The organism is Mesorhizobium sp. L48C026A00 (assembly GCF_000502375.1).
GTDB lineage: Bacteria > Pseudomonadota > Alphaproteobacteria > Rhizobiales > Rhizobiaceae > Mesorhizobium > Mesorhizobium muleiense.
In genome coordinates, this window is record NZ_AYWU01000004.1 from 43,968 (window position 1) to 65,455 (window position 21,488).

The window sequence follows — 21,488 nt, forward strand, 5'->3', positions numbered from 1 at the left end:
CCATGCCGAAGGGATACAAGGACCTTCTGGCCGACGCCGATGCGGTCGTCCGCTCGGTCGAGGCAGCGGACATGGCGACCATTCCCGACGGCGTTGTCATGGTCGACATCCGGGATCCGCGGGAACTGGAGCGCGAGGGCATGATCCCCGGCGCGTTCCATGCGCCGCGCGGCATGCTCGAATTCTGGATCGACCCGGAAAGCCCCCTACCACAAGCCGATATTCGCCGAGCCCAGGACGTTTGTGTTTTACTGCGCGTCCGGCTGGCGCTCGCTGCTCGCCGCCAAGGTCGCGCAGGAGATGGGACTTGACGCGCGCAGCCTGCGCGGCGGCTTCTCGGAGTGGAAGAAGCGCGGCAATATCGTCGCCGAGAGACCGAGGAAGGACAGCTAGGCTCGACGACCGGCTCCGTCGCTTACCACTGGGAATGCGGGCGATCAAGGCGCGCGATCGGTCAGCGCGCTTGCACCTTCCTCGGCGGCGCAATGTGCGCAGCAGTAGATGATGTCATCTTGTTCGACACCATGTCCGATGATCCGGCACCCGCAATGCGGGCAGAGCGGCGCAAGTTTCTGGATCGCGCATTCGAAGCTGTCGAACGTATAGCTTTCCTCAGCCAGCGTCACTTCGAAAGCCTTGTCGTAGTCATTCCCGCATTGATCGCATCTGGCCATGGTTCTTTTCCTTCTTCTTCATTGGTTCAAACTCGACCAACCCGCCGCATGGCGATAGGTTCCCATCAGGATCGTAGCGTCCTGCCAAGCAGGAGACGGGCCGAGCAGCCTCACGCGCGCCGTTCGATCAAGCGGATCACCTCCTCGATGTCGCGCGGCGCGAGGTCGAGTTCCTTCAGGCCCGGCGCGCCGATTGCGGCCACATTGTCGTGCCGCATAAGATCGACCTGGTTGCGCGTAATCGGCGCTCCCGGAAGGAGTTCCGCGACGCCGGCCAATGCGTCCCACGCCGCAAACGGCACCGGCATCAGCCTGATGTTGGTACCGAGCTGTCGGGCGATATCGCGCAGCAGTTCCTTATAGGTGTGGATGCGCGGGCCGCCGAATTCGAATATCGATGAGGCCTTGTGGTTTCGCCCGCCGATCAGCCGGCTGACTGCGTCTGCGACGTCTTCCACATAGACCGGCTGAAGCCGTGTGCTACCATCGCCGAACAGCGGATAAACCGGCAGGAGACGTATCAGCCTGACAATCGTCGTGAGGAAAACGTCGTCAGGTCCCGTCATGACGGCGGGACGCACAATGATGGCGCCGGGAAAAGCGCTCGCCACCGCCTCTTCTCCGCGCCCACGTGCCCTGATGTAGTTCGAATCCGATTGAGGATCGGAGCCGATCCCCGAAATCTGGACGAACCGGTCGACCCCGTCAGCGCGCGACGCGGCGGCAAGTTCAGCTGCGGCTTGCACATGCACCCGTTCAAACGTCTGGGCGCCCTGCTCGACGTAGAGACTGACGGCATTCACGATCGCCTGTGATCCGGCAATGGCCGAGGCGATCGAGGACGCATCCAATATGTCCGCCTCGACGGCTTCGGGCAGCCTTGCCGTCGAGGAAAAGACCTGGCCAACCCGAGCCGGGTGGCGGGATGCGGCGCGGACCGTGAAACCCCTTTCCAGGAGCCGCTTCACGATCCGGCGCCCGAGAAAACCTGTCCCGCCGAACACAGTGACGATCCGTTCTGTGTTGAGATCGTCAGGATCCATTTGCCTCGCCAACCCTTGGCTTTGCGTGCCCGCCGAGCGCCTGCCGCAAGGATTGCCTCTGGCCGGCGTATAAACCAGCCCCTTCGAACATCGGGACGGTTGGAGAACAACGCAGGAACGCTTTTTGTTCCAGTCGGCGCCGGGTCCGATCGAAGGACGGCCGATGTCGCTGTGGACGGCGAGTGCCCGACGCTGGGTTGCCATGCTGTCCGTTTCATCCCCAGCCTCCATGCGCTGGCGACAAAACCGGACAACTCCTGTGCTACCTAATCCGGACAACTCATCTGCTTAGGACCCATGTCGTTCGGCCCCACTTGCCTCGCTTTGGCTGCTCCTGTATGAAAACCGCCATGACCAACCGCGCCACCTCCGTCGCTTCCCGTCAGACCGGCTTTGCTGGCGAGACCGTGCGCGCGCTTGCTTCCGCTCTGCTGCTGCTCGGCCTTATCGGCGATCGCCGGGTTCGCTGAAGGAGCGCCCGGCGGTCGAACCGCCGCTCACGCGCATGCTCCTTGGCCTGTCTCAAAATTGGCAAGTCACATCTAGCGAATGAACATCTGGTAAAGGCGCCGCTCGGCACCAAATCCGCCTGAAGGCGGATCCCGCGAGCCGCCGGGAGAGACGACAATGAACGCACGAGAAGAGATCCGCTCAGATAGCGGGGCGATGGGCAAGGATGCCAGGGGCATGCCGGAGGCAGCCCGCAAATACCAACCTTATCCGACCGTCGGTCTCACCGACCGCGTGTGGCCTTCGAAAGTCATCGACAAGGCCCCGATCTGGTGCTCGGTCGACCTGCGCGACGGCAACCAGGCGCTGATCGATCCGATGGGCCACGAGCGCAAGGCGCGCATGTTCGCCCTGCTCCTCGACATGGGCTTCAAGGAGATCGAGATCGGCTTCCCGTCGGCCTCGCAGACCGATTTCGATTTCGCCCGCTGGTGCATCGAAGAGGGTAATGTATCAGACGATGTCTCGCTGCAGGTGCTGGTGCAGTGCCGGCCGGAACTGATCACCCGCACTTTCGAGGCGCTGCAGGGCGCCACCAATCCGATCGTGCATTTCTACAATTCGACCAGCGAACTGCAGCGCCGCGTCGTCTTCGAGAAGGACGTCGCCGGCATCAGGCGGATCGCAACCGATGCGGCCAAGATGATCACCGACATGGCAGCGAAGGCCGGCGGCTTCTATCGTTTCGAATATTCGCCGGAGAGCTTTACCGGCACCGAGCTCGAAGTGGCGCTGGAAATCTGCAACGCCGTCACCGAAATCATGAAGCCGACGCCGGAAAACAAGCTGATCATCAACCTGCCGTCCACGGTCGAGATGTCGACACCCAACATCTATGCCGATCGCATCGAATGGATGTGCCGCAATCTCGACAACCGCGAGAACCTGCTCATCTCGCTGCATCCGCACAATGACCGCGGCACCGGGATCGCCACCACCGAACTCGGCCTGATGGCGGGCGCGGACCGCGTCGAAGGCACACTGTTCGGCAATGGCGAGCGCACCGGCAATGTCGACATCGTCACGCTGGCGCTCAACATGTACACGCAAGGCGTCGATCCCGAGCTCGACTGCTCCGACATCAACCGGATGAAGGACGTCTACGAATATTCGAACCAGTTGAAGATCCCCGAGCGGCATCCCTATGTCGGCGAGCTCGTCTACACCGCCTTTTCCGGCTCGCACCAGGATGCCATCAACAAGGGCATGAAGGCGTTGCGCAAGGCCAACACGCCGTACTGGGAAGTGCCCTATCTGCCGATCGACCCGGCCGATGTCGGGCGCAACTACGAGGCGATCATCCGCATCAACTCGCAGTCCGGCAAGGGCGGCATCGCCTATGTGCTGCAGGCGGACTACGGCCTCAATCTGCCGCGCAACCTGCAGATCGAGTTCAGTCAGGCGATCCAGGCGATCACCGACGCCGAAGGCAAGGAGGTGCCGGCCAAGCGCATCTACGAGCGCTTTCTCGAAACCTACGTCGATCAGCCCGACGCGCGGCTGAAATTCCTCGACCACCACACTTATCCCGACATCGAGATCAAGGGGCGGCGCGCGGTGGAGGCGATCATCCTCGACAGCGGCAAGGAGGTGACGATATCAGGCTCCGGAACCGGCCCGATCGACGGCTTTGTCGACGCGCTGTCGCGCCATGTCGGCGTGCCGATGTCGGTGCTCGACTATTCGGAGCACTCCATGCAGCGCGGCTCGAATGCTTCGGCGATCTCCTATGTCGAGATGGAGCATCCCGGCGGCAAGCTGTTCGGCGCCGGCATCAACACCAATATCGTCGCCGCTTCGCTGGAAGCCGTGGTTTCCGCCGCCAATCGCATCGTCGGCGGAAAGGCCGACTAGAGGAGCTGAGCTGGAGCAAGATGACTCCGGATGGTATCATCCCGCTCCAGTCTTCGCGCCATTAACCACCGGAATATTATCCGGTGGGGTACGCGATCGCATAATGGATGCATGCTTGTATGGCAGTGCAGGCGCTATATGATTGCGTCTTAACCTGTGCCGACTTCGAGAGGATCGACACTTGCAGCATGCCACGCCTGCCGCCCCCGCAGTGCGCGAGACGCTGGAGCGATTGCTAGCCAGCGAAACGTTCGGGAGATCCGAACGAGCGCGTAAGCTGCTTCGCTATCTGGTCGAGCGCGAGCAGGCAGGCGAAGCCGACAAGCTCAAGGGCTTTTCCATCGCGATGGATGTTTTCGGCAAGGACGGCGATTTCGATCCGTCGACCGACGCCGTGGTGCGGGTGCAGGCGGGCAGGCTGCGCGAGCTTCTGCAGCATTACTTTGCCAATGAGGGTGTTGCCGAGCCGATCCGCATTGCCATTCCGCGTGGCGGCTATGTTCCATCCTATGAACTCAACGCGATCCGCCTGCCGGTCGAGCCGGCGTCGGCGGAACACGTCGAAGCGGCGGCCACCTTGCCGGAATTGCCCGAAGAACCCGTCATGGCCGCACCTGCCGCATCGTCCCCCGTCGTTCGCCAGCCGGCACCCTCGCTGCTGCGTCATCTCCAGTTCTTCTGGCTGGCGATCGCTCTGGTCATCGCCATGCTGGGGGTGCTGATCCTTCGTCAGGGAAGCAGCGCATTGCTGGCGGGAAGCGATGCCGCGCCGACGATTGAAAATGCGGTGGCAACCGGCAGCATTGCGCCATGGGCTCCGGCTGAAAGCCTTCCGCTCGTCTACATTGCGGTGAAAACCAACAGTGCCGAGGCTGCCCGCGTCGCCGCATCGCTGCGCGCCGGCCTCAGCCGCTTCGACACGGTCACCTTCATCGGTCGCGATGCTGACGGCCCGCCCGATCCTGTCGCCGATGCGATCAGCTTCGTGTTCGATGTCTTGCCGGGACCAACGGCAGGCGATGTCACTCTGGAGCTTCAAAGCGTGGCGACCGGCCGGGTCCTGCTGTCACGCAACTTGACTGCCGCCGACAGCACACCCTCCACCGTCGAGGACAGTGTCGCCGGCATTTTGAGTTCGGCCGTTCCGGCTCCGGGCGCGATCTACAACTATATCGAACAGAGCGGCCTTCAGACCGGCCTGACCGAATGTCTGCTGCTCAACGACAAATACTATCTCGACCAGGGCGCCAAAACCCATGAGGCTGCCTATCGCTGCCTCGAAATCCTGGTCGATCGGGATGCGAAATCGTCGCTCGTCTTTTCGGAGCTGGCGACCCTGCATCTCGAGGCGGGCACAGATCACTACGCCTATCCAGCCGGCGCAACGATCGAACAGGCGATGTCGCTGGCCCGTCGCGCCGTGCAGATGGGGCCGACCAGCCCCTATGCCCACCGTGCCTATGGCTATCTCAATTCCCGCCTCGGCAATTCGGAGGAATCGATCCGCTGGATGCGCAAGGCCTACGAACTCAACCCTTACGACCTCAGCATGGCGGCAGCTTATGCCTACGGGCTGATTTTCGCCGGCAGGTACAGGGAGGGAACACCGATCCTTGCTCACGCCGCCGAAACCTCCAGCGCCCATCCGACCTGGTGGGATTACGGGCTTTTCGTCGGCCAGTTCATGGCTGGCGATATGAACAAGGCCGCGCTTGCCAGCGATGCGCTGCAAGCGACGCCGACGAAATCGCACTATCTGGCTGCGCGGCTGATCACTGCCAAGGCCGCCGGTCGCGATCATCTGGCGCACGAACTTTTGGACGAGTTGACGGTCAAGTTCCCGAAATTCGCTGCCGATCCGCGCGCGGCTTTTGTCGAGCGGAAATACCCCGCCGATCTGACCGAGCGGCTGGTCGAGGCTTTGCGTGCCGCCGGGCTCGGCAATGCCAGCTAGTCCTTCCGACCAGCACGGCCGATCGCGAAAAACTTGGTACAAGACACAATCCAGCCACATCCGAATTCGCATAAAACCATAGTATTTCATGATTTCATCGCTTTACGTTGCCGAACGGGGCGCCGGCCCGAAGACGGTTGTCTTTCTGCATGGCTTCGGCGGTTGCCACGGCGACTGGCACGAGGTGATTTCGACACTGGCACCTGGTTCACGGACGCTGGCCTATGATCTTCCGGGCCATGGGCTGTCCCTCGATTTCCCGGGTGGCGGCCCGGCCAGGACAGCCGCCCGGGCTGTTCTTGCAGACCTCGCCGCTCGCAGAATCAGGAGGGTGCATCTCGTCGGCCATTCGATGGGCGGGGCGGCGGCTGTGCTGATGGCACTGGCCGAACCCGCAAGGATAGCCTCGCTGACGCTTCTGGCGCCGGGCGGGTTTGGCACTGAGATCAATGGCCCGCTGTTGCGCCGTTACGCAGCGGCAGCCGGCAAAAGTGAAATTCGCGCCTGCCTCGCCGCCATGTCCGGACCGCAAAGCCCGCCCTCGGAGCGCATCGTGGATGTGCTTGGCGCAATGCGCGCGCGTCCCGGCCAGTTGCACAAACTTGTCGAGATCGCAGCCGCCATGACCAGGGACGATCGGCAGGGCGTCATTCCGCACGAACGGCTCGAAACACTGGATATGCCGGTGATTGTGGTCTGGGGGACCGATGACGCGGTGCTGCCCTTCAGCCAGGCCGATGGTCTGCCGGCGCATTTCCACCTGCACCACGTGTCGGAGGCCGGCCATATGCTGGTCGAGGAAGCGCCCGGCCTGATCCCCGAAATCGTCCGCCGCAACATGAAACGCCGCAGCAGGCCGCTTCGTCCAAACTCCGCTCCCGCAGCGGGCTGATCCCTGTCAAAGCGCGGCTTCGGGCCGGATTTTGCAAGCCGCCTATCGATCTCGCAAGCGCATTTTGCTGCATTTTGCCAACGACTATGTTAATTCGGTGTTAACCAAACGCGAGGCAACGCCGATGAAGGATGCAGCCGAGACCATAAGCCAGGCCGATGAGTCGCGAAAATTGTCGGACGCCATCCGCGACGTGAAAAACGCTTTCGCCGACCGCGACGACGTCGTGGTCGACATGCGCGAAGCGCATCGCATGCGGCTCGAATTGCTTGCCGCCGAACTCGCGCCGGTCTTCGCCGACGTGCCCGCCGACATGGACAATTTCGACTTCGCCGTCTCGTCCGGGCTGCAGCCGCGCCTCTGGATCGACGCCGTCAGCCATGTCGCCATGGGGCGCGACCGCCGCACCTATCGCTTCCTCAAGGACACGCGCATCGGCCGCGTGGTGCTCGCCGAATCGACCGAGATGAAACCGGTTGCCGATCAGGTGACGCGCTACGTCGCGGAGCGCGTCATCGAACGCCAGAGAATGCTGGAAGGCGGGGTCGAGCAGGCTGCCGGCCTGAAACGTGCCTTGGTCCCGGAAGCCGAGCCGCCGCTGCGATCCGTCAAGCGCCGCAAGCGTTGGTCAGCCTTTCTCTCCGGTCTCGGCCTGATCGCTGCCGGCGCCCTGGTCGGGCTGGCGGTATCGATCGTGTTGTTCTGGGACCGCCTCGTTGCGATGGGACTGAGTTTCACGCCATAGCGTCCGCGCCAAGCTCCACAACCTCCAGATCGGCAGGCGGGATGGCCGGCCCGGTCAGGCCACGTCGCGTCAGCCTGAGCCGCCAGTTGCCTATTTCACCATCGATCTCCAGCAGATTATATTGCGCCGCTGGACGCCTGCCGCCTGGCGCCTGCCCTGCGGCAGCGACGCCGACCACTGGAATTTTGGCGCCGCGCCCATTGATCGAGAACAGCGTCGGCTCGTGCGAATGGCCGTGCAGCACAAGCTCGGCCCCGTGCCGCTGAACGACCTTTTGGAAGCGGGCAATGCCGAACAGCCGCTTGGGCTGCGAAACGGCGCCGCGCACCGGCGGATGGTGGATCATGATCACCCGGAACAGCCCGCGTTTGGCCGTGGCATCGAGCACGTCCCGCAGCCTTTCCGCCTGGTCTTCCAGAAAAAAGCCGTTGGCCATGAACGGAGCCGTCGCCCGCGCCGTCGTGACACCGATCAGCGCGACGTTGCCACGCACGCGCAGATAGGGAAAGGCTTCGCGGTCGACCGGCGTATTGACGCCGTCGCCGGTCATCCACGCCGTCCACGACCGGCAGGACTTGTCGAAAGCACCGGGCACATAGGCGTCGTGGTTTCCCGGAACGACCGACACATCGTCGGGGGAGCCCAGCGTCTCCAGCCAGTGCTTGCCCATCTCGATCTCGCCATCGAGCGCCAGATTGACCAGATCGCCGGTGACGGCAAGGTGATCGGGTGCGCTCGCCTTGATATCGGCGACGATGGTGTCGATGACGGCGTCGCGCATGTGGCGGCGGCGATTGCGCTGCCAGTTGACGTAACCGACCACCCGCTTGGAGGCGAGATCGCGATAGGTTACACCGGGAAGCGGTCCCAAGTGGATATCGGAAATATGCGCGAGCCTGAACATCCCTCCTTCATAAGCGACGCACGCGCTGCTTTCCACCCACGGTTTCGTGGGTGATGATGCGGCCCGATCCGGAGCAAGCTTTCCGCCAGACCGGCTGGCCGGGTCTCAGGGCAAGGCTGTTTCATCTGTACTTCGTGCTGCGGCGGCCGATGACGCTTGGGGTGCGTGGCTTGATCCACGATCGCACGTCCAGTTCCGTCTTCCTCATTCGCCATACCTATGTACCGGGCTGGCAGCTTCCCGGCGGGGGCGTCGAGCTGGGCGAGACGATGATCGAGGCGTTGGCGCGCGAGCTCTCCGAGGAGGGCAATATTGCATTGACCGCGCCGCCGGTGCTGAAATCGATGCATTTCAACCGTCGGGCCAGCCGCCGCGACCATGTCGGCCTCTATTTGGTCGAGCAGTTCAATCAGACGGCGCCGAAGCTGCCGGACCGCGAGATCGCCGCAGCCGGCTTCTTTCCGCTCGACCGCCTGCCGGAAGCAACGACGCCGGCCACGTTGCGGCGGATTGCCGAGATTTTCAGCGGCGCGGCGGCATCGCCCTTCTGGTAGATCACGCTGCCTTCCTGAACCGCGCCCGATCATGCGGCGCCGCGTAGTCCAGTTCCGGCCCGACCGGCACGATGTGCGTCGGGTTGATCGTTGCGTGGCTGCCGTAATAGTGCGCCTTGATGTGGTGCAGGCTCACCGTGCCGGCGACGCCCGGGACCTGGTAGAGGTCGCGCAGATAGTTCGACAGGTTCGGATAGTCGGCGATGCGGCGCAGGTTGCACTTGAAATGGCCGACATAGACCGGGTCGAAGCGGACCAGCGTGGTGAACAGCCGCCAATCGGCCTCGGTGATGCGGTCACCGACGAGATAACGCTGGCGAGATAGGCGATCCTCGAGCTGGTCGAGCGCCGCGAACAGTTCGCCGAACGCTTTCTCATAGGCCGCTTGCGTGGTGGCGAAGCCGGCGCGATAGACACCGTTGTTGACTGATGGATAGACCAGAGCGTTGACCGCGTCGATTTCGCCGCGCAGTGCTTTCGGATAAAAATCGAGGCTGGCATCGCCCCATTTGTCGAAGGCTGAATTGAGCATCCGAATGATCTCGGAGGACTCGTTGCAGACGATTGTCTGTTCTCGCCTGTCCCACAGAACCGGCACCGTCACGCGGCCGGAATAGGCGGGATCGGTCTTGGTGTAGATCTGATGCAGGAAGTCGAGGCCGTAGAGCGTATCGCCGGTGGCGCCGTCCTCGGCCACGAAGGTCCAGCCGTTGGCGCCCATGAAATGATGGACGACCGAGACGGAAATCACGTCCTCGAGCTTTTTCAGTGCCCGAAAGATCAGCGTCCGGTGCGCCCAGGGACAGGCAAGCGAGACATAGAGATGGTAGCGGCCCGGCTCGGCCTTGAAGCCGCGCGTGCGGCCTTCGGCGGGCCTGCCGTCAACCGTGACCCAGTCGCGCCATCGCGACTGCGCCCGCACGAATTCGCCGTCGCTCGCCTTGGTGTCGTACCCGCTGTCCTGCCATTTGCCGTCGACCAGCAATCCCATGTGATGTCCTTTCCTCTTCGTAGGGATGTAGGCACAAACCGACGATGCGGAAATCGCCAGGCGTTGAACAGTTCGTCAATCGCCCGGTGCGGCAGACGAATGACGGCAAACGAAGGCGGCAAACGAATGGCGGCAGCAAACGGCCGATTGCAGTGGCTGAAGATTGGTGCTAGCGGAAAATCCCGATGCTTGACTTTGCCTTGATCCGGTTCGACCGACGACGAAAGGGCGCCCGCGCTTGATGAAGCGCTGACTGGCGAACGCTGCCGTTTGCAGCAAACCTTTCCCCGTCTACCCGGAACGCAAAGACCATGAGCCTTGCCGACGTGAAATACCTGCCGGAAACTCCGGCGCATGACCCCGAAATCGAAACCATCAACGACGAAGCCTTCGGGCCGGGCCGTTTCGTGCTGGGCGCCTACAAGATCCGTGAGGGCGGCCCGCATGAACGCGCTCTGTCCTTCGTGGCCGTCGATGGCGATATCGTCGTCGCCTCTGTGCGCATGACGCGCATCGCGGCCGGCGCCGGCCGCGCGCTGATGCTCGGACCGCTTGCCGTGCGGCCGGCCTACAAGAATCTCGGCATTGGCCGCCGGCTGGTGGCGATCGCGCTGGAGGCCGCCGCCAAGGCCGGCATGCCGGCGGTGATGCTTGTCGGCGACGAGCCCTATTACGGCCCGCTCGGCTTCAAGAGAATCCCGCGTGGGCAAATCTCCATGCCGCGCCCGGTCGATCCTGACCGGCTGTTGTCGCATGAGATCGTGCCGGGCGCGATGGCACGGCTGGTGAGAGAGGTTTGCCACGCCGATCAGGCAAGGATTGCCGCGCAAATCGCCGCGATGGCGTGACCATCCGGATGCTGTTGCGCCATACTGTCAGGCTTCGTAGCATGTTGCCGATGGTGCATGTCGCCCAAAAGTGCGCAGCGGTTTTGGGTAACGAGATGCAATAAAAACAGAGATTTAAAGCGCTTCGATTGAGTCCGTTCAGTTCGACGCGCTTTAGATGGAGGACGCCGACATGAACCCGAACGGCCAGATTGCGATCGTCACCGGTGGCGGCTCCGGCCTCGGAGAAGCGACGGCACGTGCACTGGCCGCAAAGGGCGCCGGCGTTGCCATCCTCGACCTCGGCATCGAGCGTGCGGCGAAGATCGCGGCCGATATCGGCGGCATCGCCATCCAATGCGACGTAAGCAGCGCCGACGGCGGTGCTGCTTCAGTGGCAGAAGTGGTTAAAAAGTTCGGCGAACCCCGTATCCTGGTCAATTGCGCCGGCATCGCCATCGGCATGAAGACGATCGGCAAGGACGGTCCGCACCCGCTCGACCAATACCGCAAGGTGATCGAGGTCAATTTGATCGGCACCTTCAACATGATCCGCCTCGTCGCCGACCGGGCCGCGAAGCTTGAGCCGCTGGAGGGCGGCGAGCGCGGCGTCATCGTCAACACGGCATCGGTCGCCGCCTATGACGGTCAGATCGGCCAGGCGGCCTATTCAGCCTCCAAAGGCGGCGTCGTCGGCATGACGCTGCCGGTGGCGCGCGATCTTGCCCGGTCGGGCATTCGCGTCTGCACCATCGCGCCCGGCATCTTCAAGACGCCGATGATGGCCGGCATGCCGCAAGAGGTGCAGGATACGCTCGGCGCCGCGGTGCCCTTCCCGTCCCGTCTCGGCGAGCCTTCCGAATATGCAGCCCTTGTGCTGCATATCATCGAAAACCAGATGCTCAACGGCGAGACCATCCGCCTCGATGGCGCCATCCGCATGGCGCCGAAGTAGCCGACCATGAGTGCCGAAGTCGCCCTTCAGGCGAAGACTGGCCCGCTCGCCGGCCTGACGGTGATCGAGATGGCCGGGCTTGGACCGGTGCCGCTGGCCGGCCTGATGCTGTCGGAGATGGGCGCCGAGGTGCTGCGCATCGAGCGGGCCGGGTCGAGCCAGCCGTTTCTGGCGCTACCGGACGAATACGACATCGACTGTCACGGCCGCTCCATCCTGCGGATTGACCTGAAGCGCTGGGAAGGCGCCGAACTGGTGCTGCGCCTTGCCGAAAAGGCCGACATGCTGGTCGAAGGGTTTCGTCCCGATGTCATGGAGCGGCTTGGTCTCGGGCCGGATGCGGTTCTGGCGCGCAATCCGGCCCTGATCTACGGCCGCGTGACGGGTTTCGGTCAGGACGGTCCGCTATCGGGACGTGCCGGCCACGACATCACCTACCTCGCCTATTCGGGTGTGCTGCATGCCATCGGCCAGCAAGGCGGCCGGCCGGTCCCACCGCTCAATCTTGTCGCCGACTACGGCGGCGGCGCCATGATGCTGGTCGCCGGCGCACTGGCCGCCCTGTTTGAGCGCTCGCGCTCCGGCAAGGGTCAGGTGATCGACGCCGCGATGACCGAGGGCGCTTCAATGCTGGCGACACCTGTGCACGCCCTGATGGCGGCGGGCCTGTGGAGTGACACGCGTGGCACGAACCTGCTCGATTCCGGCGCGCCCTTTTACGACACCTATGAGACCGCGGACGCACGGCACGTCGCCGTCGGCTGCCTTGAGCCCCGGTTCTTCGCCGAATTCGCAAGACTGCTGCCGCTCGACCAGATTTTTGTACGCGGCCAATACGACAGGTATTTGTGGCCGCAGATGCGGGCCGCCATTGTCGATCGGGTCGGGCAAAAGTCACGGGACGACTGGGACCGTCTCTTTGCTGCGACCGATGCTTGCGTCGCACCGGTCTTGTCGCTGCGGGAAGCCAGGGATCATCCGCACAATCGCGCTCGCAACGCCTTCTTGAAGTCGGGTGCGCTTGAGCGCCCCGCCCCAGCGCCGCGCTTTTCGCGCTCCCGGCCGACGCTTGCCGCCATGCCGGCCGATCACGATTGTCAGGCGGCGACGGTGCTGGCAGGCTTCGGTCTTTCGGAAAGCGAGACTGAGGCCCTTTTCAAATCTGGGGCCCTTGTCAAATCCCGTGTGATAGGTTGATAACTGGAGAGCAAAGATCAGCTTAGGACGGTGTGGATTTGAACGATCGGAAGAAGGACGTGATCCGCGAGACCGACGCCGAAGCGATCAGGCTGGCGAAGACGCTGATCCGCAGTGCCCGTTTCGGCGCGCTGGCGGTGATCGAGCCCGGCACCGGTTCGCCGCTGGCCAGCAGGGTTGGTGTCGCCACCGATATCGACGGCACGCCGCTGATCCTTGTATCGATGTTGTCCGCCCATACCGGCGCGATCCTTGCCGACCCGCGCTGTTCGCTGCTTGTCGGCGAGCCCGGCAGGGGCGACCCGCTGGCGCACCCACGGTTGACGCTCGTCAGTCGGGCGGCACGGCTTGAGCGGGGATCCGACGAGCACGCCGGCGCCGAACGGCGCTATCTCAACCGCAACCCCAAGGCGAAGCTCTATGCCGGCCTTGGCGACTTCTCGATCTTCCGCCTGGAGCTGGAGCGCGCCAGTCTCAACGGCGGCTTTGGCAAGGCCTACCTGCTCGAACGCGCCGATCTGGTCACGACCGCGCCGATCGTCGAAGAGCTTGCCGCTGGCGAACAATCCGCCCTCGACCATATGAATGCCGACCATAGCGACGCAATTGCCGTCTACGCGCGCCACTTCGCCAAGGCGGCGGGCGACGGCTGGGTCGTCACCGGCTTTGACGCCGACGGCATGGACCTGGCATTGGGCGACGATATCTGCCGGGTGTTCTTTCCCGAGCCATTGAGGACGGCGCGCGAGCTCAGGCATGTTCTGGTCGACATGGCAAAAACCGGCCGAGTGGCGGATTAAACACAGTCCGACAGTTAATCGCGCCGGGTCGAAAGCAAGTCTTGAGGTTTGAGCTAGATGTTCTACGCTTTCCCGGTCGCGTTGAATCGCCAGCGCAAATTCGCAAGTGAGCCTATGGAATCAGACGCTATTGCCCCCATAGCGCCGGAGGAGCAGGAAGGTATGGGGGATCGATGGTCTCGAAAAAGCTAATCGCCAATGCCGAATCAGCGGCCTCGTTTCTGACGCTGATGGGCAACGAGAAACGACTGTTGATCATGATCCACCTGGCCGAAGGTGAAATGTCCGTCGGCGCTATCGCCGAAAAGGTTCTGCTCAGCCAATCCGCCCTGTCACAGCATCTGGCCAAACTGCGGGCGCTCGATCTCGTCGAGACCCGGCGCGACCGGCAGATGATCTACTATTCCTGCAAATCCGATGCCGTGCGCGAACTTCTCACCACGCTGGACGGGGTTTTCGGCGAGGGTGAGCTATCGCAGATGGCATACCGCTCGCGTCGCTCCGGGACTTGACCGGCCAATGCATGTCGCCCAAAGCCGGCACATGCATAAGATAAGAACTGGTCCGAGCGCCCCTTGCCTCGCTGACGACTCCTAATGCATGTCGCGCAAAAGCATGCCCGTGCAGCGGTTTTGCGATAGCGACATGCATAAACAACAACCTAAAGCGCGTCGCGAGAGGTCGGTTGAGGTCGGTCGAACGCGACGCGCTTTTGAGCGACTTGCGTCCACTTGGACGCAGAAGGTACGCTCTGACACTTTGGATCCACGCGTCGTGCTGTCGCAAAACCCACCACGATCGGGCCGATGCGGGTCAGTTGAGGCAAGCATGCGCAGCATTCGTATCGACGACCCGCAAGACCCGCGCGTCGCCGCCTATCTCGACATTCGCGAGCGCGATCTTGCCGGCCGGCAGGGTCGTTTCGTTGCCGAAGGCAAGGTGGTGCTCGAAATGTTGCTCGCGGCCAAACGCTTTGCCGCCGAATCGGTGCTGGTGCTCGAAAACCGGCTGGCAGGCCTCGACGCAACCCTGCGCAAGGCGCCCGCGGACCTTCCGGTCTACGTGGCGGCCAGCGAGGTTATGGACAGGATTGCCGGCTTTCACATGCATCGCGGCATATTGGCGATCGGCCGCAAGGGCGAGGCGCAGCCTGCAGAGGCCTTGCTGGATGCCCTGCCCGCCCGCGCGTTGATCGTCGTGCTGGTCGGCATCGCCAACCATGACAATATGGGCTCGATCTTTCGCAACGCCGCCGCCTTCGGCGCCGATGCCGTGTTTCTGGACGCGACCTGCTGCGATCCCCTGTACCGCAAGGCGATCCGCGTTTCGGTCGGCGCCGCGCTGAAAGTTCCTTTTGCCTCCTTCGCTGAGACCGTCGGCTTTACCGCGGCGCTCGATCGGCTGGGCTTCGGCCAATTCGCATTGTCGCCGCGCGGACAAACCGACATCCGCGATGCGAAAAGGACCGAACGGCTGGCACTCTATCTCGGCACTGAAGGCGAAGGCCTGCCCGAGATGCTGCTCGCCCGCCTGCGGACGGTGCGGATCGATATGACAGAAGGCTTCGAAAGCCTGAATGTCGCCGCCGCGTCAGCCATCGCCTTGCATCATTTCTCGGCAAGCAGGACCTGAGCCGCAGAAGTCAGCATCACTGCCTTGGCTCAATGCCCCGATTCGGCCTGCTGCAGCGCCCGCACGCGATCGGCAAGGCTGCGTTCACCGCTTCCTGGTGGGTTGGGTGCCGCAAGAACCTTTGCGATCGGCGATTCCGGCCCGTCGAGCTTCGCCGTCAGGGCTACGACCTGCGCCGCCAGGTCGCTCATCTGCTCGCGCAACGCAGCGCTGGCGCCTTCGGATCTGGATGCCGCGTCGGCGGCAAGATCCGTTTTCAGCCGCTTGTTCTCGCTGGCCAGTGCCGTCAATCTCGCCTCCAACTGCTCCCGGTCGCTGTCGAGCCTGGCGATAGCTTTTTCCATATCGCCCTTGACGGCCACATCGGCCTGACTGCCTTGCGCTCCGACGAGACGCACCGCCGCCGACGCATTTTCCACGCTTTCGCTTTTCAGCTTTTCGCGAAGCCGCGCGATTTCCTTTTCGCGGCGTTCAAGCTTGTCCTCGCGATCGGCAAGCGTGGCGAGCAGGCGCTCGATCTTCTTGTCCAGTTCGCCGGTCCTTTTCTTCTCGGCTTTCAACGCGTCTCGCGCGGCCTTGCTCTCGGCCGCGATCTCCTGTTGGCGCCTGTCCGCCTCCTTGCGCTGACCGCACAGCACTGAAATATCATCGGCCAGCTTTTGCAATTCGGATTCGCGCGCCACAAGTTCGATCTGACGGCTGCTGGAAGAAAAGCTGGCGTCGTCATACATGTGCTCCAGTTTTTTCAGCTCGAGCACACGCTTTTCCAGGGCATCCTCGGTTTGAGCAAGCCGATCCGACAAAAGCTGCAACTGGTCTTTGCGCTGCCGAAGGTCTTCGCCCTTGACCTCGAGCGCGGAAAGGGCCTGTTCCTTGTCCTTCCGCTCGAGCGCCAGTTCCTTCAGTGCTTCGCGGCCACGGCCGATCTCGACAAGCTGTTCGGCCGATTTCTCGCGCAACGCCTTGACGCTCATCTCAAGCCGACGTGTCGCCATGGCGAACTCGGCGCGGATGCGATCCTTCTCCGCCTGGATCTCGGCCAGCGTCAGCGGCATCGAGCCCTCGATGCGTTTACGCGTCAGCATCACGGCCCGCCGCCAGATGGCCGGGGCAATCATCAGCGCCAGAAAGCCGGCGCAGAGAAAGCCGAGGACAAAGAACAGGACCGACTGAACCAAGGTGACTATCCGTTATGAACGGCAAACAACCGTAAGGGACTGTGCCACGTTCGCATGACGGAATTCCAGTGCCGCGGCAAGGGTCTGCCGCAGCATTGTTCAGACCGTCGATCCTGGAAACAATCGCGGTGACGAGGCAACCACTTGCTCAGAATGGATTCCAGGTGGCGCGCTGGGTAAGCTTGAGGTAGCCGAGATTGACGCCAAGCCGGGCGCCGACGCCGGTACGGATCGGCACCAGCAGCACATTGTTGTTCTTCATCACGTTGAAGCCGACGCCAGCCACGAGGTAGGCGGAGCCGGCAAGGCCGCCGAAACGATTGTAGAGGCTGTTCACATCGTCGAGATTATAGACCAGCATCATCACCCGCGAGCCCTCGCCGCCAAAATCCCAGCCGAGAGACGGGCCCTGCCAGAACACTTTGTGATCGCCGGCATTCTTGGTGTAGAGTGTGCCTTCACCATAGGTCAGGCCACCGATCAGGGCGCCCGAGCCCTCCTCGCCAAGCAAATAGCCATTGGGCAGGCCATAGGAGGAGAAAATCTTCTCCACGACGGTGGCGAGCCCGCCCGACGTCGCACCGAAGAATTTATGACCGGAATCGACGATCTCCTGAGCGGTGTACTCCTGGGCCCGCGAAGGCGAGGTTGAAAAGACGACAAGGCCCATGAGAGCGATCGCCATCGAGAAGACACGGAGAAAACTCCGGTCTGTGAAGACACGGAAAAAACTCCGGTCGTAGTATCGGGAAAACATGCTTCCAATCTCCGTCAGGGAGCACTTTCGCCGACGCCTCGCATCCGTGCGGCTCTTTGGCGGCCGTTAAGGATGACTGTTAAGGACAAACTATGCCGTAATCCTTTTTCAACCATTAAGCTTTCACATGAAGATGGCGGTTAGTAGGCTGGTTTCGCGCTGATTTCGCGTCGGCCCGCAGTATCCGCACCCTGGGTGAACACACCATTTTCGATAACGACAATTCCGGATTTGTTGCTGCACGCTCAGGCGCTGTGTATTCAGTAGGCCTTGGGAGAGCGAGCGTGATTCGTGTGGGCAGGCGTGATCGTTGATCGCCCGGCCATTTCCAGTGAAATTTTGCAGGGACTTTCGCCGATGGCCGAGCTTTTCACCCTTTCCGCACCCGATCTCGCCGCGCTTTTGTGCAGCCGGGTCTGCCACGACATCATTTCGCCGGTCGGCGCCATAAACAACGGGCTTGAGCTGCTCGACGAAGGCGGCGCCGACGAAGACGCCATGAGATTGATTCGCCAGAGCGCCAGAAACGCTTCGGCCCGCCTGCAATTCGCCCGCATCGCCTTCGGCGCAGCCGGTTCTGCCGGCATGATGATCGACACCGGCGATGCCGAGGCCGTTGCGATCGCCTTCTTGAAGAACGAGAAGCCGGAACTGATCTGGAATGGACCCCGTGCGCTGCTGCCCAAGAACAAGGTAAAGCTGCTGCTCAACCTCATTCTCGTCGCCAACGCTGCCATTCCGCGTGGCGGCAAGCTTACGGTCACGCTTGAAAACCTCGACACGGAACCACGCTTTGCGCTCGCCGCGAGCGGTCCGATGCTGCGCGTGCCGCCCAAATTCCTGGAGCTCCATTCCGGCAACAAGCCTGAAGAACCGATCGACGCGCATTCGGTGCAGCCCTACTACACACTGCTTTTGGCGCGCGAGGCGAACATGACAATATCGATCCACGCGACCGCAGAAGAAATCGTTCTCTCGGCTGCTTGAAGTTGCTAAGAAATGATTGAAAAGAACAGATAAGAGTTTTTAGACAATATTTACTACGCCATCACGGTGGAATGAAATGAGCCATCCAGGCTAGTTCGGCCGAAGCATCGGTTAAGAAGTTTCCGTAAAAGCTGTTCTTGCAAAAATTTTACCTATCGGCTTTTCAGCTTCTTTACCGGATTGATCCTACGGTGCCTCCAGACCGCGACGCTGCCGGATTGCCGCATGGCAAAGAGGGCCCGGAAATGAAACGCTGCATGTTCATCGACGAGTCGAGCGTCATCAGGAGGGTTGCAAAGCGCATCCTGGGTGGTTCCGACATGCTGGTCATCGAAGCTGCCAGCGGGCTTGATGCGGTTGAGATGTGCACTGCCGACATGCCGGATATCATCATTGTCGACGGCGCCTTGCCGGACATGCAGGCCGAGGACGTCATTCGCCGCGTACGCGCCATGGAAAGTCCGATACAACCCCAGATCCTGATTTTGCTGGTTGAGGTCGACGTCGCTTCGATCATGCGGGCAAAGCGCGCCGGCGCGCAAGGCTATTTGCTGAAGCCGTTCACTCGGCCGCAACTTCTCGAGCGCTTCCGCACCTTGAGATTTGCCGGCTGATTCGCCGCCGCTGGCGCATGGCCGCGGAAATCGGCTCTCCAATATCTGCGACATAAAAACGCAAAATCCGGCCGAAGCCGGATTTTTGTCGGAAAAATCGATCGGATCGGCGTCGTCAGCTCAGGCGCTGACGCGGATGTCTTCCGGCTCGCGCAGCACGTAGCCGCGACCCCAAACCGTCTCGATGTAGTTCTGGCCGCCGGAAGCAGCGTCGAGCTTCTTGCGCAGCTTGCAGATGAAGACGTCGATGATCTTCAGTTCCGGTTCGTCCATGCCGCCGTAAAGGTGGTTGAGGAACATTTCCTTCGTGAGCGTAGTGCCCTTGCGCAGCGAGAGCAGCTCCAGCATCTGGTATTCCTTGCCGGTCAGATGCACGCGCTGGCCACCGACCTCGACGGTCTTGGCATCAAGGTTGACCACCAGGTCGCCGGTGGTGATGACCGACTGGGCATGGCCCTTGGAACGCCGCACGATGGCGTGGATGCGGGCGACCAGTTCGTCCTTGTGGAACGGCTTGGTCATATAGTCGTCTGCGCCGAAGCCGAGGCCACGTACCTTGTCCTCGATGCCGGCCATGCCGGAGAGGATAAGGATCGGCGTCTTCACTTTGGAAAGGCGAAGTGTTCTCAACACCTCGTATCCCGACATGTCGGGGAGATTAAGGTCGAGAAGGATGATGTCGTAGTCGTAGAGCTTACCTAGATCGACCCCTTCTTCGCCAAGATCGGTCGTATAGACATTGAAACTTTCCGATTTCAGCATCAGCTCGATGCTCTGTGCGGTCGCACTGTCATCTTCTATCAGCAGAACACGCATTTCATTCCCCTTTTCTGCTGCCGGACCATTTCACGACCCGTCCAGGACCGGAGCAGTGATTGCCTGAGCAGAGGCTGCCATCGAATGGTTAACAAAACCTAATTCCGTGCCGTTGACGGTACCAGATTTTTTAACCCTTTTCTACACCCTGTTGAATCTAATAGCGAATCTAAGAACCAAACCGCTAATGCAAAACATTAATAAGCCAGACTAAGTGACTCCAGGGACTCGCTAGCCGTGCTTCCGCATCGGGGCCGGAATTTTTACCCGGCCTTAAGTCCTGAGCCGTATGATTAACAATGCCCGTAAACGAATGGTTACCGCCGGCAAAAAACTTTAGGAATTTGTTTCCCATAGTTCTGGTAAAGTCGGTGGAAGCGGGTCGAAGCCTGAGTTTGCCAGGCGGATTAGACGATATGTGCAGGTGTGCGTTTCCAGGAGTACCGAATCATGAAGTCACGTGAAAACCTCGTTCGGCTGAAGCAGTTTCAGGTGAACGAGAAGCGGCGGCAGATGCTGCAACTCGACATGATGATCGCCGAATTCGAGCGCATGGCTGTCGAACTGGAACTCCAGATCACTGCCGAAGAAAAGAAAGCCGGCATCACCGACATCAACCATTTTGCCTATCCGACCTTCGCCAAGGCAGCACGCTTGCGCCGCGACAATCTCAGAAATTCGCAAAGCGACCTCGCCCAGCAGCGTAGCGTTGCCGAATCACTGCTTGGCGAAGCCGAAGCGGAGCTTTCCAAAGCAGAAATGCTCGAATCACGCGACACCAAGATCCGAGACGCCGAGACCGGCGGCCGCAGCGCCATGATCGGCTGAAAACAAGGCTTTCAGGCCGGTCAGCACCCAGCGATCAGGGCGTTGCCCATCTGGAATGTCGCCGCTCGTAGGTCGAGCAACTGCCAGTTTCAGGCCTACGCTGCCAAATCCCCTTGATGCTCCGCGACCGCCCGCACCTGGGCATCCTGATGTCGGGCGCAGGCGATTCCGGCCAGGACCTTATCTGATTGAGCAGCCCACCAGGTTCCGGCCGAGTTCGGCTCGAGGCCGACCGCGCAGGCTTGTGGAACTCGGCAAGGTCGACGCGAAAATGCTTGCTCCAAGAAGCAGGCGCTGCTCATGCCTTTTGTCAGCCCGATCGGCAGGTGGTGCTGACCGTCTGAAGCAGAGAAAACCTGTCGGCAAAGCAAAAAGGGCGCGGATTGCCGCGCCTTTTGACATCCTTGAACCAGCCCTAATGCCGATATTGCTGGATGCGCGTCGTGCGCAGGCCGGCAAGGCCATATTCATCGATCGACGCCTGCCAGGACAGGAATTCCTCGGTGGTCAGCTTGTAGCGCTGGCATGCCTCTTCGAGGCTCAGCAGCCCGCCGCGCACCGCCGCCACCACTTCGGCCTTGCGCCGGATAACCCAGCGACGTGTGTTCGTCGGCGGCAGATCGGCAATCGTAAGGGGGCTGCCGTCAGGCCCGATAACATATTTGACGCGCGGTCTAACAAGATCGGTCATCGTACTCTCTACTAAAAACTCAAAGACCCAATCCCCACCACATTACCGCCACAGCTTTAAAATTTGCCTAAGCGATCCCTAATAG

At 61.7% G+C, this 21,488-nt stretch carries 22 protein-coding genes and 1 pseudogene; 15 read left to right on the forward strand and 8 right to left on the reverse strand.

The window, feature by feature from the left end; translation table 11 throughout:
- Positions 1-2 precede the first annotated feature (2 nt).
- Positions 3-393 (forward strand): annotated as a pseudogene (locus X738_RS51355) (rhodanese-like domain-containing protein).
- A 44-nt stretch (positions 394-437) separates the two neighbouring features.
- On the opposite strand, the gene X738_RS51360 reads toward X738_RS51355, so the two are convergent.
- Both X738_RS51360 and X738_RS51365 read right to left on the reverse strand, forming a co-directional pair.
- Positions 438-674 (reverse strand): hypothetical protein, encoded by a 237-nt coding sequence (locus tag X738_RS51360; protein ID WP_023797920.1) that lies wholly within the window; start codon positions 672-674, stop codon positions 438-440.
- 110 nt (positions 675-784) lie between these two features.
- Complete coding sequence (locus X738_RS51365) at positions 785-1,717, reverse strand: complex I NDUFA9 subunit family protein (RefSeq protein ID WP_023797921.1); 933 nt, start codon at positions 1,715-1,717, stop codon at positions 785-787.
- Positions 1,718-2,344: 627 nt separating this feature from the next.
- On the opposite strand from X738_RS51365, the gene leuA reads away from it, so the two are divergent.
- The 4 genes from leuA to X738_RS51385 all read left to right on the forward strand — a co-directional run bounded on the left by leuA (position 2,345) and on the right by X738_RS51385 (position 7,672).
- A complete protein-coding gene (leuA, locus tag X738_RS51370) occupies positions 2,345-4,081 on the forward strand; it encodes a 2-isopropylmalate synthase (protein WP_051407733.1) in 1,737 nt (578 codons plus the stop codon).
- A gap of 181 nt (positions 4,082-4,262) precedes the next feature.
- Positions 4,263-6,035 (forward strand): hypothetical protein, encoded by a 1,773-nt coding sequence (locus tag X738_RS51375; protein WP_023797924.1) that lies wholly within the window; start codon positions 4,263-4,265, stop codon positions 6,033-6,035.
- 88 nt (positions 6,036-6,123) lie between these two features.
- Positions 6,124-6,927: an alpha/beta fold hydrolase gene (locus tag X738_RS51380; protein ID WP_023797925.1), complete on the forward strand. Its 804-nt coding sequence runs from the start codon at positions 6,124-6,126 to the stop codon at positions 6,925-6,927.
- 124 nt (positions 6,928-7,051) lie between these two features.
- The gene (locus tag X738_RS51385; protein WP_023797926.1) at positions 7,052-7,672 is read left to right on the forward strand and encodes a hypothetical protein; all 621 of its coding nucleotides are present in this window, start codon (positions 7,052-7,054) and stop codon (positions 7,670-7,672) included.
- On the opposite strand, the gene X738_RS51390 is transcribed toward X738_RS51385, so the two are convergent.
- Complete coding sequence (locus X738_RS51390; RefSeq protein WP_023797927.1) at positions 7,662-8,576, reverse strand: metallophosphoesterase family protein; 915 nt, start codon at positions 8,574-8,576, stop codon at positions 7,662-7,664. The genes X738_RS51385 and X738_RS51390 overlap by 11 nt on opposite strands.
- Positions 8,577-8,629: 53 nt before the next feature.
- On the opposite strand from X738_RS51390, the gene X738_RS51395 reads away from it, so the two are divergent.
- The gene (locus X738_RS51395; RefSeq protein WP_031254497.1) at positions 8,630-9,130 is read left to right on the forward strand and encodes an NUDIX domain-containing protein; all 501 of its coding nucleotides are present in this window, start codon (positions 8,630-8,632) and stop codon (positions 9,128-9,130) included.
- 1 nt (position 9,131) lies between these two features.
- Here X738_RS51395 and X738_RS51400 read toward each other — a convergent pair whose 3' ends face one another.
- Positions 9,132-10,121, reverse strand: coding sequence for a glutathione S-transferase family protein (locus tag X738_RS51400; protein WP_023797929.1), 990 nt, complete (start codon positions 10,119-10,121; stop codon positions 9,132-9,134).
- A 311-nt stretch (positions 10,122-10,432) separates the two neighbouring features.
- Here X738_RS51400 and X738_RS51405 point away from each other — a divergent pair, with 311 nt between their 5' ends.
- The 6 genes from X738_RS51405 to X738_RS51425 all read left to right on the forward strand — a co-directional run bounded on the left by X738_RS51405 (position 10,433) and on the right by X738_RS51425 (position 15,532).
- Complete coding sequence (locus X738_RS51405) at positions 10,433-10,969, forward strand: GNAT family N-acetyltransferase (RefSeq protein WP_023797930.1); 537 nt, start codon at positions 10,433-10,435, stop codon at positions 10,967-10,969.
- 172 nt (positions 10,970-11,141) lie between these two features.
- On the forward strand, positions 11,142-11,903 hold the full coding sequence (locus X738_RS51410; protein WP_023797931.1) for a 3-hydroxyacyl-CoA dehydrogenase: 762 nt from the start codon (positions 11,142-11,144) through the stop codon (positions 11,901-11,903).
- Between the two features lie 6 nt (positions 11,904-11,909).
- On the forward strand, positions 11,910-13,100 hold the full coding sequence (locus X738_RS51415; RefSeq protein ID WP_023797932.1) for a CaiB/BaiF CoA transferase family protein: 1,191 nt from the start codon (positions 11,910-11,912) through the stop codon (positions 13,098-13,100).
- Between the two features lie 38 nt (positions 13,101-13,138).
- Positions 13,139-13,900 carry a HugZ family pyridoxamine 5'-phosphate oxidase gene (locus tag X738_RS0140935; RefSeq protein ID WP_031254499.1) on the forward strand — a complete coding sequence of 254 codons (762 nt, stop codon included), beginning with the start codon at positions 13,139-13,141 and terminating at the stop codon, positions 13,898-13,900.
- 173 nt (positions 13,901-14,073) lie between these two features.
- Positions 14,074-14,412, forward strand: coding sequence for an ArsR/SmtB family transcription factor (locus X738_RS51420; protein ID WP_023797933.1), 339 nt, complete (start codon positions 14,074-14,076; stop codon positions 14,410-14,412).
- A gap of 316 nt (positions 14,413-14,728) precedes the next feature.
- A complete protein-coding gene (locus X738_RS51425; protein WP_023797934.1) occupies positions 14,729-15,532 on the forward strand; it encodes a TrmH family RNA methyltransferase in 804 nt (267 codons plus the stop codon).
- 29 nt (positions 15,533-15,561) lie between these two features.
- Here the strand turns inward: X738_RS51425 and X738_RS51430 are convergent, their stop codons facing one another.
- Positions 15,562-16,710 (reverse strand): hypothetical protein, encoded by a 1,149-nt coding sequence (locus X738_RS51430; RefSeq protein ID WP_023797935.1) that lies wholly within the window; start codon positions 16,708-16,710, stop codon positions 15,562-15,564.
- A gap of 148 nt (positions 16,711-16,858) precedes the next feature.
- Entirely contained in the window at positions 16,859-17,467 is a 609-nt protein-coding gene (locus X738_RS51435) for a DUF1134 domain-containing protein (RefSeq protein ID WP_023797936.1), read from the reverse strand.
- Between the two features lie 357 nt (positions 17,468-17,824).
- On the opposite strand from X738_RS51435, the gene chpT reads away from it, so the two are divergent.
- Both chpT and X738_RS51445 read left to right on the forward strand, forming a co-directional pair.
- The gene (chpT, locus tag X738_RS51440) at positions 17,825-18,454 is read left to right on the forward strand and encodes a histidine phosphotransferase ChpT (protein WP_023797937.1); all 630 of its coding nucleotides are present in this window, start codon (positions 17,825-17,827) and stop codon (positions 18,452-18,454) included.
- Between the two features lie 245 nt (positions 18,455-18,699).
- On the forward strand, positions 18,700-19,068 hold the full coding sequence (locus X738_RS51445; RefSeq protein ID WP_023797938.1) for a response regulator: 369 nt from the start codon (positions 18,700-18,702) through the stop codon (positions 19,066-19,068).
- A gap of 120 nt (positions 19,069-19,188) precedes the next feature.
- Here the strand turns inward: X738_RS51445 and ctrA are convergent, their stop codons facing one another.
- Entirely contained in the window at positions 19,189-19,884 is a 696-nt protein-coding gene (gene ctrA, locus X738_RS51450) for a response regulator transcription factor CtrA (protein WP_006203583.1), read from the reverse strand.
- Between the two features lie 450 nt (positions 19,885-20,334).
- Between ctrA and X738_RS51455 the strand changes: the two genes are divergently transcribed.
- Positions 20,335-20,712: a flagellar export protein FliJ gene (locus X738_RS51455; RefSeq protein WP_023797940.1), complete on the forward strand. Its 378-nt coding sequence runs from the start codon at positions 20,335-20,337 to the stop codon at positions 20,710-20,712.
- A 415-nt stretch (positions 20,713-21,127) separates the two neighbouring features.
- Here the strand turns inward: X738_RS51455 and sciP are convergent, their stop codons facing one another.
- Complete coding sequence (sciP, locus tag X738_RS51460; protein ID WP_006203587.1) at positions 21,128-21,403, reverse strand: CtrA inhibitor SciP; 276 nt, start codon at positions 21,401-21,403, stop codon at positions 21,128-21,130.
- Positions 21,404-21,488 lie beyond the last annotated feature (85 nt).